This window comes from Sporolactobacillus sp. THM19-2 (genome assembly GCF_004153195.1).
Taxonomy (GTDB): Bacteria; Bacillota; Bacilli; order Bacillales; family Sporolactobacillaceae; genus Sporolactobacillus.
Genome location: NZ_SEMC01000006.1, coordinates 14365 through 27290 on the forward strand (window position 1 = coordinate 14365; position 12926 = coordinate 27290).

Annotated in this window: 14 protein-coding genes; 7 read left to right on the plus strand and 7 right to left on the minus strand. The window is 49.5% G+C overall.

The window, feature by feature from the left end; translation table 11 throughout:
• The first annotated feature begins 63 nt into the window (after positions 1–63).
• Positions 64–699 (plus strand): alpha/beta hydrolase, encoded by a 636-nt coding sequence (locus tag EWH91_RS06860; protein WP_240697292.1) that lies wholly within the window; start codon positions 64–66, stop codon positions 697–699.
• Positions 700–709: 10 nt separating this feature from the next.
• Here the strand turns inward: EWH91_RS06860 and EWH91_RS06865 are convergent, their stop codons facing one another.
• Positions 710–1645: a hypothetical protein gene (locus EWH91_RS06865; protein ID WP_129929302.1), complete on the minus strand. Its 936-nt coding sequence runs from the start codon at positions 1643–1645 to the stop codon at positions 710–712.
• A 311-nt stretch (positions 1646–1956) separates the two neighbouring features.
• Between EWH91_RS06865 and EWH91_RS06870 the strand changes: the two genes are divergently transcribed.
• Complete coding sequence (locus EWH91_RS06870; RefSeq protein WP_129929303.1) at positions 1957–2625, plus strand: Crp/Fnr family transcriptional regulator; 669 nt, start codon at positions 1957–1959, stop codon at positions 2623–2625.
• 75 nt (positions 2626–2700) lie between these two features.
• On the opposite strand, the gene EWH91_RS06875 is transcribed toward EWH91_RS06870, so the two are convergent.
• The 4 genes from EWH91_RS06875 to EWH91_RS06890 all read right to left on the minus strand — a co-directional run bounded on the left by EWH91_RS06875 (position 2701) and on the right by EWH91_RS06890 (position 4679).
• Complete coding sequence (locus tag EWH91_RS06875; RefSeq protein ID WP_129929304.1) at positions 2701–3477, minus strand: flavodoxin family protein; 777 nt, start codon at positions 3475–3477, stop codon at positions 2701–2703.
• 117 nt (positions 3478–3594) lie between these two features.
• Positions 3595–3957 (minus strand): DUF488 domain-containing protein, encoded by a 363-nt coding sequence (locus EWH91_RS06880; RefSeq protein WP_206184301.1) that lies wholly within the window; start codon positions 3955–3957, stop codon positions 3595–3597.
• 78 nt (positions 3958–4035) lie between these two features.
• Positions 4036–4329: a ferredoxin gene (locus EWH91_RS06885; RefSeq protein ID WP_256359831.1), complete on the minus strand. Its 294-nt coding sequence runs from the start codon at positions 4327–4329 to the stop codon at positions 4036–4038.
• A gap of 14 nt (positions 4330–4343) precedes the next feature.
• The gene (locus tag EWH91_RS06890) at positions 4344–4679 is read right to left on the minus strand and encodes a cupin domain-containing protein (protein WP_129929307.1); all 336 of its coding nucleotides are present in this window, start codon (positions 4677–4679) and stop codon (positions 4344–4346) included.
• A gap of 193 nt (positions 4680–4872) precedes the next feature.
• On the opposite strand from EWH91_RS06890, the gene EWH91_RS06895 reads away from it, so the two are divergent.
• On the plus strand, positions 4873–5535 hold the full coding sequence (locus EWH91_RS06895; RefSeq protein WP_129929308.1) for a Crp/Fnr family transcriptional regulator: 663 nt from the start codon (positions 4873–4875) through the stop codon (positions 5533–5535).
• A 15-nt stretch (positions 5536–5550) separates the two neighbouring features.
• On the opposite strand, the gene EWH91_RS06900 is transcribed toward EWH91_RS06895, so the two are convergent.
• Both EWH91_RS06900 and EWH91_RS06905 read right to left on the minus strand, forming a co-directional pair.
• The gene (locus EWH91_RS06900) at positions 5551–6300 is read right to left on the minus strand and encodes a class I SAM-dependent methyltransferase (protein ID WP_129929309.1); all 750 of its coding nucleotides are present in this window, start codon (positions 6298–6300) and stop codon (positions 5551–5553) included.
• Positions 6301–6405: 105 nt separating this feature from the next.
• Positions 6406–7116 (minus strand): tyrosine-protein phosphatase, encoded by a 711-nt coding sequence (locus EWH91_RS06905; protein WP_129929310.1) that lies wholly within the window; start codon positions 7114–7116, stop codon positions 6406–6408.
• Between the two features lie 446 nt (positions 7117–7562).
• Between EWH91_RS06905 and EWH91_RS06910 the strand changes: the two genes are divergently transcribed.
• The 4 genes from EWH91_RS06910 (at position 7563) to EWH91_RS06925 (ending at position 12421) form a co-directional block, all read left to right on the plus strand.
• Positions 7563–8339, plus strand: coding sequence for a tyrosine-protein phosphatase (locus EWH91_RS06910; RefSeq protein ID WP_129929311.1), 777 nt, complete (start codon positions 7563–7565; stop codon positions 8337–8339).
• Between the two features lie 97 nt (positions 8340–8436).
• A complete protein-coding gene (locus tag EWH91_RS06915) occupies positions 8437–9744 on the plus strand; it encodes a DUF2252 domain-containing protein (protein ID WP_129929312.1) in 1308 nt (435 codons plus the stop codon).
• A 640-nt stretch (positions 9745–10384) separates the two neighbouring features.
• The gene (locus EWH91_RS06920) at positions 10385–12109 is read left to right on the plus strand and encodes an N-6 DNA methylase (protein WP_165364261.1); all 1725 of its coding nucleotides are present in this window, start codon (positions 10385–10387) and stop codon (positions 12107–12109) included.
• Between the two features lie 36 nt (positions 12110–12145).
• Complete coding sequence (locus EWH91_RS06925; RefSeq protein WP_129929314.1) at positions 12146–12421, plus strand: hypothetical protein; 276 nt, start codon at positions 12146–12148, stop codon at positions 12419–12421.
• Positions 12422–12926: the final 505 nt, after the last annotated feature.

Here is a 12926-nt window from a genome sequence, read left to right on the forward strand (position 1 = left end):
AGTCCCTGTATAGGGTCGAACCAAACCGAAGTAGTAAGTTCATACCAGGCAGAGGTGAATGAAGTGATCTATCAATATAACATCAGTAAACCAGAAGCGGTAACAGATGAGACCCCGATTCTGATCACACTCCACGGAATGGGAACAGACGATCATGATCTGGCCGGCATTGTCAGTGAATCGCCCGCTCAGTTCGTTCAGATCAATATCCGGGGTGATCTGCGATTCAGTTCCGGTTATACTTACTATCTTCCTGACTTTTCCGGACAGTCCGAGCAGGAGGTGATTACGAAAGTCCTCCGGAAAATAAAAGACAGTCTGTCCGACATCTATGAGAAAGAGAATCTGTCGGCAAAGCAGCCTGTTTTCTTCCTTGGCTTCAGCCAGGGGGCGATCCTCAGCCTGTCCTACAGCCTGTTTTATCCCGATTGTGTGACCGGGGCAGTGATCCTGAGCGGTCGTCTGCCGGAGTTTTTTAAACAGTCTGATGGGGTCAGGGCAGGCAAAACGTCGTTCTTTGTTGCCCACGGTCAGTATGATCCGCTTTTTTCCATTGAAATAGCCCGGGATACCCGCCGCTATCTGAAACAGCATAGATTTAATTTATCGTATCATGAATACCCGTCGGCTCATGGCGTAATTCCTCAGGAAGTTGCGGATATCCGGACCTTTCTCCACAGGCTGAACGACAGGTTCTGATTCAGCAGGTTCATTTGGCCATTTCTATAAAAGCGGTTCGTCTGCGGACGGCTCCCTCCAGCTGCTTCTTCAGCTGGAAGAGCCCGCGCTGCAGATCGCGGATCATTTTTTTCGTCTCGCGCAGGGTCTGATACGTCATCGCTTCAGACTCTCTGATCTGTTCATGAACGAACCAGTCGGTAACGAATCCGTCAAAGAAATAATCAGCGAAAGTCAGGAGGCCGCTCTCTTCCAGTTCCCGGGCGGTCAGCACCCGGATATCATGGAGTTCATTTTCAAACAGACGAAGATTGTGCTGGGCTTCATGAATTTCATCGCGGGAATGACGGGCTTCTGTCCTATTCGTAATCATCATTTCCCCCCTGGCAGGGTCTGCTGCAGAAAGCTGTTTTGTATATTTCAGCGATTCTATGGCTCCTTCCAGTGAGACGCGGGCCCGATCCCCGGCCGCAATGGCTTCTTTATATTTTCTGATGGCAGCCTTCAGCGCGGCTTCGAGCTCAACCATCGCATACAAGGTTTCACTGAGCGGTGAATTTTGGTCCCGGATAAGCTGCTCTTTTCTTTTCATCAGATCCTTATACTGCTGGTCCACATCCTGAACGGAGGCCAGATGGGCTTTGATCTTTTCCAGTTCAAACTGCATATCCTCCGATGTTTTGACCGCTTCCTCATATTTCAGCCGTGCCGCAATGGCCTCACGTTTTTCCTTATCCATTTTCTCAGGATTGCGACCGGTCAGCAGATAGACAAGCCCCGCGACGCTCAGTGAAGTCAGCCGGTCGACATCACGCTGCTCCTTGTCCATCTGTTTTTTCAGACTGCGGATTTTTACCTGCTCCAGCTTCAGCCCTGCCTCGGTCCGCTCCAGCCTGTCTGCCCACCGGCGCTTGTTAATCTGTCCGGACATGATGGAAGTCAGTTCTCTGTTCAGTTGTTCAAGCATCCGGATTCTCCTCCCGGCAATTGGACTTCTTATATACAGGATATGTTCCCTTTATGCGTCCTGTTGCTATTATTTTAGCTCATTTTTATCGGGAAAGGGGAAAAACGGGCAGTTTCTGCAAAACTTGATGGTTGTCAATTTATTCATGGTACAGGCGGTATATACTATTCACGTAAGGGCAGGGATTGACCTGGATGCGGCTCGGGCGGGGACGCCAACGCCTCGCAGGCATCAGGACTTTTTCACGGCCTGTTTCAGATAGAAAATGAAACATTTACTGTTAGGACAAAATCAGGACGGGGGGACGCATCATGAACGTCCATCAATGTGTAGCTGTTGTGCCTTTGTTCAGCCAGCTAAATGAAGAGGATCGGGGGAAAATTGATACTCTGGTCAACAGCCGGGTTTACCAAAAAGGGGAGCAGGTGATTCGTCCCGATGGTGAGCCGCAGCTGATTATTGTTGCCCGTGGGGCTGTGAAGATCTATCAGCTGTCCCATTCCGGGAAAGAACAGCTTCTGCGCGTAGCAGGACCAGGCGATTATGAAGGGGAATCCGCCTTATTTGGCGTGAGAAATGACAGCCTTTTTGGTGAGGCACTGCAGGAAACGGTGATCTGTTTATTAACACACAGGGATTTCGAGAGCTTGTTGCTGACCCATCCGCAGCTGAGTCTGAAGCTCCTGGAAATCAATGCAAAAAAAGCCGTTTCTGCCGAACGGCAGACGCAGTTTCTGATGATGGAGAAAGTGGAAACACGAGTGGCGACTTACCTGCTGAATTTAATGAAATCAGAAAAAAGCGCGACGCTCCATTTGCCGATGAAGATGAAGGAACTCGCTGCTTTTCTGGGTACAACTTCAGAAACACTGTCGCGTAAATTCAGACTGCTCCAGGACGAAGGGCTGATCTCCAGGAAAGGACGGCAGGTGACCATCGTCAGACCACAGGAACTGGGAGCCTTTCATATAGATAAATGAATAGGGCCGGAGTAAAGAAGTCAGAAAATTTCCTTATGGATGTCCTGTTCCCTGCTGTTTTGCTCTTACATACGGTTAATGCCTTTTATGCATCCGCATGGCGACATAGTGGAGGATGGATGCGAGTAACAGATAGGCAAGCAGAACGAATATCGCATAATTGATCCAGAAATTGCTGAGGTTGAGAAGGTGAAGGGCGCTGAGCCCCTGCTGAATGCCCATAACAACCAGTACGGTCAGAGCAAGCATGAAGAAAAGCTCAATATAGCGTTTCAAGAGGAACCCTCCCTGTTTTAATTTTTCCGGGATACGCTGACCCAGCTTCTCACAGTCTGCTTTCTTCGAGTCGGGCAGTTCAGTCATTCCCCAGGTACCGGTACAGACGGCTTCACCGATGCGATGCATGCCCGCAACGGCAAGAGGGACATCCATTGCCTGAAAGGTACGGTCCGTCGCGCCGGTGATGCAGTTTTCAAAGGCGGATGTAAAGCAGGAGGTGACCAGGACATAGCCCCGGCCACGCAGCCCGGCAGGCCGGCGTTCCCCTTTCTTAGTGAAAGAGACCAGTTCATGATGCATGCAGTCAAGAAAGTTTTTCATCATTCCGGAGATGCTGCCCCAGTATGTGGGGGATGCAAGAACCAGACAGTCAGCTGCGTGCAGTTTATGACTCAGCTGCGCGATCGCAGGATTTGCTTTCCGAAAATCGGTGAGACGCAGATCTTCATCTGCAAGAAAAATCGTTTCGACTGTACATCCCTGATGGCCGGCCGCGTCCAGAACGGCCTGAAGCATCTCCGCAGTCAGGCCGTGCCGGTCAGCCGCTCCCAGAATGCCAATCACGTGTGTCATGGAAATCACAATCCTTTCTCATACGATAAGAAAGTAAAAAGGCTATGGATGATCGTGCCCGTGCCGGTGCAACGCTGGCTCAGTCGGCATAGAGCCCTGACTGCGCCGGACTTTTCTTCAGACATCATAATGTGCGTGCAGAAATTCAAGCAGAACTTTTGCATTATTGGTCGCGGTATTTTTTGAAGAATAGAGCAGCGTGACGTTCCCGTTACGGGCACGTTGCACAAGCTCCTCAAGTGCCTGCTGTTTTTCCGCATCCTCAGCCAGTTCTGCTTCATAGGCCGATTTAAAGGCAGTGAAGTCTTCCCTGTGCTGATGATAGAACTGACGAAGCGACGGGCTGGGAGCGATATCTTTCATCCATTCGTCAAGTTGTGCCCGTTTTTTGGACATACCTCTTGGCCAGAGCCTGTCCACCAGAATGCGCTGGCCGTCCTCCGGGGCTTTTTCTTCATAAATGCGTTTGATTTGTATCATTTCTATTCAGCCTCTGTTTCCTGACATTTTCACTCAAATTATACCATGTATTCCGTCAGGATCACCCGGTGACCCGGCTCACTTGCGGGCAGAGACATGGTGTTCCGGTTTATTGGGCGAGGTGAAAGGGTGATCTGAAATCTGAATGGATTCGGTTGGACAGCCCTCATAAGCGTCATCTAGATCCATCAGGAGTTCTTCCGGAACAGGACGAATGCCCTGATTGTCATCCAGAACAGAGAAGGCCAGTCCGTCTTCATCCTCATCAAAGATATCTGGCGCGGCCATCTGGCAGGCTCCGCAGGAAATACATGTATCTTTAGCTACAAGGGTATATTTGTGTGCCTGTATATTTTGCTCATTTTGACTCAAGTTCATGACTCCTTTCAGCTCTGGTTTGTCTCTTGTGAAGACGACGCTTCGGCGGTCTGATTCCATTTCACAACGACAAGGTCGCTGGACTGAACAGCTTTCATTCCATGCAGGTCATGAGCATTTAATCGGATGACGCGTCCGGGAACCAGAGTTTCTGTTTGCCCAGGGGTGGAAAAAGTCACTTTACCTTTGACCGGAATGACAGTCACAATGGCATCCGCGCCTCTGTGTCTGTGTTCGGGAATTTCCTGACCCTCTTTAAGGGAAAGGTGGATAATCGTCTGAGCGTCATCATGATAAAGCAGGTCCTTCATAGATTCACCGGATGTAAAATCAAAAACACGCATCGCTTGTATCCTCCTGTTATTGTAATGCCGCCCGATTCAGGGCGGATAGATTTCAATCGATAAGATCTATCTTTTATAATAGTAGACGAGGCGCTGTGTGACCTTGATCCAAATCAAATTGACGTGAAAATGACATAAATCACAGAGGATTCATATAAACAAAGCTGGTTTTACAAAATGAGGAGGGATCGGGATGGTACATCTTTCCAATGACGGATGGCTGGAGGGGTTAACAAAAGAAGAATTGCAGGCTGTTGAAGAAAAAGGCACTTTTCGCTCTTGCCGGCCAAGGGAGACGGTGTTCTATGATGGAGAGAAACTTACAGCTTACTACCTTGTTGTTGACGGATTGATCAGTGCGTATCATCAGAACAGTGAAGGGAAGAAATGGGTAGCCAGCCTGTTTTCTCATGGTGACCTGTTTCCCCATGTGGGTCTCTTGAATCAGGCGCGGACTTACCCTGCGAGTGCGGAAACCATCACGTCCGGGACGCTTTTCCGCCTGTCCCGTAAGGCGATGGCAGAGATACTCAGCACTTACCCTTCCATCCGGGCGCATCTGGAACGGTTTTTAACGGAGAAAAATCAGGAGCTGATGGCCCGTATTTCCGATTCAGTATTTGGCACAGCGTCCGGACGGCTCGCCGCTTTTCTCAGGAAACTTGTGGAAAAGTCAGGTGTCCGGCAGACCGACGGACGTTACTTGCTGAAACTCAACATGACGGAACAGGATATAGCCGAGTATATCGGTGTGACTCCGGAAACTGTCAGCCGTATCCTGCGAGATCTTTACGATAAACGGGCCGCTGAGAAAGCCGGGAAGGGTAAATTGATCATTCGTCCTGACCGGTTGTAAGGGCCTCTTATGGAATCAGACCCGGCCGCTGTAACTGCAGGTCACATTGGGGAAACGGACCCGGCCTCTCTTCTGATGCTTTTGAAAAATCTGCGTAAGCGCGTCGATGTAAGGCTGCCCTTTCTGCCCTTTCGGCGCGTAAGAGGCGGAAAGATGCCGGCCGAGAAAAGCGTTCAGACTGTAGGAAAGCGGGTGGTCATATTTTCTGACTGCGAACCGACCATTGCGGAAAAAGGTCTGGAACGGTGCGGGGTCTTCACTGGTCCCGCCTGAAAAACCGTGAAACGCGGGACAGAATTTCCGGCATACTGACGCGGTTTCCCTGATCAGAGGGGCGTGCGGTACGCGGCTGTTCCAGATCAGGGCGACTTTTCCATCGGGCTTTAGTATCCGCCGGCATTCTTCTTTGAACTGTTCCGGATTGAACCAGTGGAAGGCTTGTGCAACGGTAACTAAATCGACAGATCCGGTTTTCAGTGTCGTCTGTTCGGCAGTGGCCGGAACGGATGTGAAGAGCGGGTTTGAGCCAAAGGCCGATTCAGCAATTTGACGCATCTCTGCGTTTGGCTCAACCGCAATAACGTTCAGCCCCTGGTTCAGAAGCTGTCCGGTCAGAATGCCGGTTCCCGAGCCGATGTCGGCGACGACTGATGACGGAGAAAGATGGTTTTCCAGAATCAGATCCCGGACAAAAGTTTCAGGATAATCTGGTCTGAATTGAGCATAGACCTCAGCTTTTCCGGTGAATTTTTCCGTATTTCTCATGGCAGGCACCTCTTTCATGGATTGTTTTCCGGCAGGCCGCAGGTCACAGTACGCCTGCTACTCTCGATCCGTTTCTCCCGCGGCGGTCAGACCTGTGTGATACGATTATCCCATTGTAGACGGCAGGAATAACTTTTGTTTCAGCAGTTGCTTTTCTTCTCCGGTTAACCCGATCGTCGTCAGATACTTTCCGATATCGCCGAAGGTCTTGAAAAACTGATCCAGGGTCATTTCCATATATTCCATATCTGATCGGCCGAAGTAAGCAGGCAGTTGCGGATCCCGTTTCAGCTGTTCAATAATTCGCGTACGGAGATACGTGTAGGAAATCTGATAATCTGCAAGAATGTCACTGACCGGAACGCCGGCTGCCAGAAGCAGCAGGGCGGAGACGACGCCTGTTCGGTCTTTACCGGCTGCGCAGTGGATCAGAACCGCCCCTTTTTCCCTGGTTATGATTTTGAATATCTGACGCATGGCCGGAAAATCGGCAATAATTCTGGCGTACAGCGGAGGGACGCCCGCTTTGGATCCCGGGTCCTGATTGCCGATAACAAACGGGCAATGAAAATAATGGAAGCCGGGCGTTTGTGCAAAAGCACTCGGTTTCTTCATGATTTCTTTCTTCGAGCGAAAGTCGATCGCGGCGGTCACCCCTGCCTGTTTCAGAAGCGTGATGTCGTCAGCCGTGAACATCAGTGGGGCATCGCTGCGGATGACCCGCCCGAAACGGGTGACGCGGCCTTCTTCTGCGGGATACCCGCCGAGGTCCCGGGTGTTGAGCGTACCGGACAGTAATATCCTTCTGGAAGGCATAGACAAACTCCTTTTTTCAAGCTCTGAATCAAATGAATGGCTGATATCCATCTGGAAAATCAGTCGTTCTGTTGAACGTACCTTCAATTTGGTCCGCGTTTAAACCATAGAGACTCCGGCACATTTTTAATATTAGTATAAATCACATGGAAATATAAGTCTGAATTTTATTTTATCTGATGGATTGTCACCCTTGACTGATAACTGACCAGCGTATATGATCTTGTGTCTGCCGGCTTCAGCCCGTTTAACTGTTTCACTCACTGTAAGGCTCTCTGATGTCAGTATCCCCACTTTTTTTAAAAACCGGTGAGGCGCCGGCCTGCTATTTCGAATGAAAAAGTTGATACATGCGCAGCCCGAAAATTATGATAAGATAGATAAATAGTGTAACGATTCGACCGGGTCACGCCGGGTCAGGAATGAATGGGAAAAGGGTGATGCGGATGGAAGAAAAAGTGATGACGGAGCGCCTGCTACCGCTGCAGGGCGCTTACAATTTTCGTGATATGGGTGGCATGAAAACGCGCGATGGCAGACGGATCAGAAAGGGCATCGTGTTCCGTGCGGCAGAGCTAAGCGGGCTGACTGTGAAAGATAAAGGGTATCTGAAGCAATTTCATTTGAAATACATTTTTGATTATCGGGACAAAGAAGAAGCGTATATGCGTCCCGATCCGCAGATCGACAGGGAAAGGCATGTACGGGTCGCGGTGAACGGGGAAGACCGTTCAACGGCACACAGTGAATGGGATCCGGAGGAGTTTTACAAATCCTTTACCCGTGAGAAATTCAGGCAGGTGTATGCATCAATGCCTGTCAGAAATCCGTCCTATCGGAGATTGATGAGCATGCTGGCACGTCCGGAGAAACATCTCCCGCTTGTCCATCACTGTATGGGCGGACGGGACCGGACCGGGGTCGGTGCAATGCTGATTCTGATGACGCTGGATGTACCGGTATCATCCATTATGGAGGATTATCTGTACTCTAATCAGACACTTACAGCTTATCATCAGCAGATGTTTGAGGAGGCATCGCACTACATTTCCGGTATAAAGCTCAGACAATTTGAAGACGGTTTTATTCTGCATGAAGAATTTCTGGAAGCGTCGATGGATGCGATCACCGATACGTATGGGACATTTAATAACTATCTTGAAAAGGAATTTGGCATTACTGATCGTATGCGCAGCAGAATTAAAGATTTCTGTCTGGAATAACCGTGAATAAAAAGCTTCCCTCTCCTGTTGGGGGAAGCTTTTTACATAAATGTCGTTGTGGCCCGGGAAATTCTATTTGTGAGGAGGATACAGTCAGATGGAGGATGCACAACTCTTGAAACAGTCTGGAAAAGCGGCCAGGCAGGTTACCCCTTTTTCTGATCAGGCAAAGTTTATTCCCCGCGATCGTGATCCTGTTGCCTTCATTGAATCCGGGAATCGGGAGCGACTTCCGGAATTACTGGAACTGCGGAAAGAACGTATGTCTGCCTCTCCATTTGCTTTTTACCGCGGAACCGCAGCACTGATGACGTATGATCTGGCGGCACAGCCGCTGACCGGAAAGCATGTGGTCTTATGCGGGGATGCACATATCGCCAACTTTGGGTTCTATGCCTCGCCGGAGAGGAGACTGATTTTCGATCTGAATGATTTCGATGAATCGGCACCGGGCCCGTGGGAGTGGGATGTGAAGCGGCTTGTGACGAGCGTGATACTCTGCGGGGAGTCCCTTGGTTTCCATGACAGGCAGATTGCGGATGCGGCGAAACGGAGTGCGGACAGTTATCGTACAGGCCTTCGCCGGATGATGAAGATGGACGCACTGGACCGGTTCTATATGAGCATGGATGACCGGCAAATTGAAGAGATCTTACATGATGCTTCGCGGAAGATTTTTATCGAAGCGGCACAGGAGGCAAGAAACCGGACATCAGAACAGGTCGTAAAAAAATTTACAGAAACAGATAACGGGCGGACCAGATTCGTTGAAAATCCGCCGATCATGACGCACATTGCCCCCAAATTAATGACCCGGATTCGTGCGTCCTTTGCACAGTACTGTGCTCATTCGGCTCCGGATGTTGCACTCTTTCTCGCGCAGTATACCCTGACTGATGTAACCCGGCGCGTGGTCGGCGTAGGGAGTGTAGGGACACGGTCATTTCTCCTGCTGCTTACTGCTGCGGATGGCAGTCATCTCGTTCTGCAGATCAAAGAGGCAAAGCACTCCGCCATTTCGGAAAATTGTCCTCCGCTTCCGGGGGATCCGGATGTGTGTACCGGTTCGCAGGGCTACCGGGTCGTCGCCTGTCAGCAGATCCTTCAGGCAGTGTCCGATCCATTTCTCGGATATTTTCACGCGAACGGCCGGGATTATTATGTTCGTCAGTACAGAGATATGAGAGAATCTATTAAACTGGACGAGCTTTCGCCTGCCTCATTTGATCAATATGCAGCGGGCTGCGGGTTCCTGCTGGCACGGGCACATGCACAGAGCCCGAACGCCGCCTGGATTCGTGGCTATACAGGTAAATCGGAAAAATTTGATGAAAGCCTTGTGGCCTGGGCCAAGGCATATGCCGATCAGGTGAGAGCGGACTTTGAGCAGTTCATAAAAGCCTGATCCACATAAAAAGCTGAGTACGCCAAAAAATGCTGATTCCCGGATCTTTTTTATTGGGGGATGGTCAGGTTAAGCCCCGGTCTGAAAAATTGACGGAAAAATTCCGCTTAACTTAGTAAAGAGGATAACAGCACGTCTGCAATAGACGGAGGAATTCCGCCTGTTGACTCGAAAAATATGAAAATGGGGAATCTTGCTTTGCCTAATCGGAAAAATTCCGCTTATGATACCCCGAAACGAGCTCCATTCTGCATTTAAGCGGAATATCTCCGCTTATTAAGCAAGACGATGACATTTTCAGATATTAGTTGCTGGCGTGACCCATTCTGATGGAACCCATGGATATCATCAAAACGTCGATTCAGGTTATGGAGGTAAAAACTTCATGGCTTTAAAATAAGCAGGAAATTTCCGGAGAACGCTAGGAAACAAATAGGCTGATACTCTTTCAGGCACAAGTGGATAGTTGCTCACGGCTGCCCGTGCAGAATGCATCTCTTCCTACGTGGTCGGATGCTGCTCGCCTTTTTTTTGTCTTTACTGCGACACATACATGAATAGTTTTATAAAACTATTGAAAAATTTACGAAAAAGAGGTATAACGATAATAGTTAATAAAAACTATCGAGAAGGCGATCAAATGAACCTCAGTGAGCAACTGGCGCATGGTGCAGAAACACTGGATGACCGGATGTCCAGTGAAAAACGTCTGTTTCTGGTGACGCTGTATCTCGGAAGCCGGGCGATTGATGCGCAACAGGACAGCGGGGAGGAACAGGCTCATGCCATCCGGAAAACGTTAAAAAAACTTGTACCGGATCTCGCCGGTCAGCTGGAATCTTCATTTCAGAGCATCGATTTCAGAAAAATTACCGCCAGCCAGCTGAAAGACGGATTCTATAAACAGGCGATCCGGCTCCGGAGCCTGTCCGTGACGCCGCTGGAAATCAATCGGCTGATTGCCGGGATGCTTCATGAAGAGCAGGTGAAAACCATTTACGACGGAGCCTGCGGATTTGGCGGCTCGTTCCTCGACCTCGCAGTGGATCATCCGGATACCGCATATTACGGTCAGGATGTCAGTCCGGAAGCCGTCGCACTGACCGACATGTTCCTCACGCTCAGTGGGAACACACATCAGGTGGCACGCGGCGACGCGATCCTCGACCCGGCATTTTTTGAAGGGACGGCCCTGAAAAAGTTCGACGCGGTCGTCATCGATCCGCCGATCGGCATGAAGACGGCGGCTGATCCGCAAACGGCGTCGCATGGGCGCTTTTCTCCGCTTGATCGGAAAATGGGCAAGCTGGACTTCTATTTCCTGCTCAATGCGGTGGAACGAAGTAAAGGAAAGACAATTATCGTCTCCGGCAGCGGGCCGCTGATCCGTTCCGTCGCCTCTGAACAGAAAGTCCGGCGCTATCTGCTTGCTCAGCTGTCCGCCGTCATCCGTCTTCCGGCCGGACTTTATCCAGCGTCGGCGACAGCGACCAATTTGCTGCTGTTTGACCACCATAAGGAAAATGATCACGTGCTGATGATCGATGCCGGTTCCTTCAGCGAAGGACGCCTGCGTGATAAGAAAATCTCTGAAGATGGCATTCAGAAGATCCTGTCCGTCCTGAAGACGCCGAAAAACGAAGATGGCTTCAGCCGGCTCGTACCGGATCAGGAGATTGTTGCCCATGACGACTCCTGGGACGTGGACAAGTATCTGATGCGCGCCACCTTTCTGTCGAAACACCTGGGTGAAATACGGTGGAACCAGGACACACTCCGCGCGCTGAAGACGGTTCCCCTGCAGGACCTGTGCACACTGGTGAAAGGGTATAACCTGTCGGCCAACAACCCGGAGACAGGAGAGGGGGCAGCCGTACTTCGGCTTAATGACATCAGCGATGACGGGTGCATTGATTTTCAGTCGATCGCCCGGTTCGCTGTCAACAGGGACCTCAGCCGCCACCGGTTGCGGCGCGGCGATATCATCCTTGTCGCTAAGGGCACCCGGCAGAAGATCGCCGTCTTTGACAGCAGCGAAACTGTCTATCTCTCGATCAATCTGATGGCGCTGCGACCGAAGCAGATCAATCCCTATTTTTTTAAAGCCTATCTGGAAAGTCCGCTCGGGGAGTATTACCTGTCGCGCAGCCAGTCCGGCACAATCCTGCCCGTACTGACTGCGAAAAGTCTGAGCCGGCTGCCGGTACCGGAAGAGCTGATTACCAAAGCGGATCAGATTGGTGAATCCTGCAGGCGGCTCCGTTCATCCTATTATAAAAAGCTAACTGAGCTTCAGAAAAAATATGTATCCGAGCGGAATCAGCTGGATGACGCGATGAATCAGGGTATTTGGGACAAAGCGTGACGAAGCGATCTATCACCATAACGAGGGAGTGATTGAATGTATTGTGTTGAGATTATGGTAAGCGGTAAAGATTGCTATATTGGCGAAAATCCGAGTGGCGTTCCCGTCGCACTCATTGAAGAAAGCGATCATATCGTCTTTTTTAAGGATTGGTCACATGATTTTGCTTTGAAAATGAATGATCAACAAATAAGCGAATTAAAGGAAGCAAAAGATTGTGTGGTCATCGACTTTGATCAAGAACAGGTGAAGTGTCTCTATGCATTCCCGGACGTCGCAGTTGCATTTGTCAAAAAGGATGTGGCGAGTTAAAAAGGGAAAACAAATCAAGAAAAACATTGGAAAAATGTCACGCCGACAAGCTGGGCTTGCGCTCTGTGTATTCGAGCAAAATTAGATGAGGAGAAACACAGAAAAGAAATTATTGGTCATGAACCTGATATTACGAAAAAGCGATGATCAAAACCACAGAAAAGCTTTATTCTCTTAAGCGCAAACTGAGTAAGGATCAGTGTGTTGAGGATCTTGACAAGTTGCTTGAAGAGAAGAAAATATATGAAACTCGTCAGAGTAATACCTGATTAATGGGGAATGTGCCTGTTACTGGCAGGGGGGAAATGATTTAGAGAGAAATAAGATTCTTCAAGAAAACGAAATGAAGCAACTTCAGCTTCAGAAAGCTTACAAATCTAAAAAGACAGATTTACGTAACCTGGTAACTGTTTAAATTTTATTCACAGAAAATACTCACACCATGATATTGAAGTCAGCGAAAATAATGGGTGCATACATTTTTATCACCCAAGAACAATCTTTG

What these genes read in the sequence shown, in the direction of transcription:
- EWH91_RS06865 (WP_129929302.1), bottom strand. Translation starts at nt 1,645, where the DNA reads ATGCTTGAACAACTGAACAGAGAACTGACTTCCATCATGTCCGGACAG.
- EWH91_RS06870 (WP_129929303.1), top strand. Translation starts at nt 1,957, where the DNA reads ATGAACGTCCATCAATGTGTAGCTGTTGTGCCTTTGTTCAGCCAGCTA.
- EWH91_RS06875 (WP_129929304.1), bottom strand. Translation starts at nt 3,477, where the DNA reads ATGACACACGTGATTGGCATTCTGGGAGCGGCTGACCGGCACGGCCTG.
- EWH91_RS06880 (WP_206184301.1), bottom strand. Translation starts at nt 3,957, where the DNA reads ATGATACAAATCAAACGCATTTATGAAGAAAAAGCCCCGGAGGACGGC.
- EWH91_RS06890 (WP_129929307.1), bottom strand. Translation starts at nt 4,679, where the DNA reads ATGCGTGTTTTTGATTTTACATCCGGTGAATCTATGAAGGACCTGCTT.
- EWH91_RS06895 (WP_129929308.1), top strand. Translation starts at nt 4,873, where the DNA reads ATGGTACATCTTTCCAATGACGGATGGCTGGAGGGGTTAACAAAAGAA.
- EWH91_RS06900 (WP_129929309.1), bottom strand. Translation starts at nt 6,300, where the DNA reads ATGAGAAATACGGAAAAATTCACCGGAAAAGCTGAGGTCTATGCTCAA.
- EWH91_RS06905 (WP_129929310.1), bottom strand. Translation starts at nt 7,116, where the DNA reads ATGCCTTCCAGAAGGATATTACTGTCCGGTACGCTCAACACCCGGGAC.
- EWH91_RS06910 (WP_129929311.1), top strand. Translation starts at nt 7,563, where the DNA reads ATGGAAGAAAAAGTGATGACGGAGCGCCTGCTACCGCTGCAGGGCGCT.
- EWH91_RS06915 (WP_129929312.1), top strand. Translation starts at nt 8,437, where the DNA reads ATGGAGGATGCACAACTCTTGAAACAGTCTGGAAAAGCGGCCAGGCAG.
- EWH91_RS06920 (WP_165364261.1), top strand. Translation starts at nt 10,385, where the DNA reads ATGAACCTCAGTGAGCAACTGGCGCATGGTGCAGAAACACTGGATGAC.
- EWH91_RS06925 (WP_129929314.1), top strand. Translation starts at nt 12,146, where the DNA reads ATGTATTGTGTTGAGATTATGGTAAGCGGTAAAGATTGCTATATTGGC.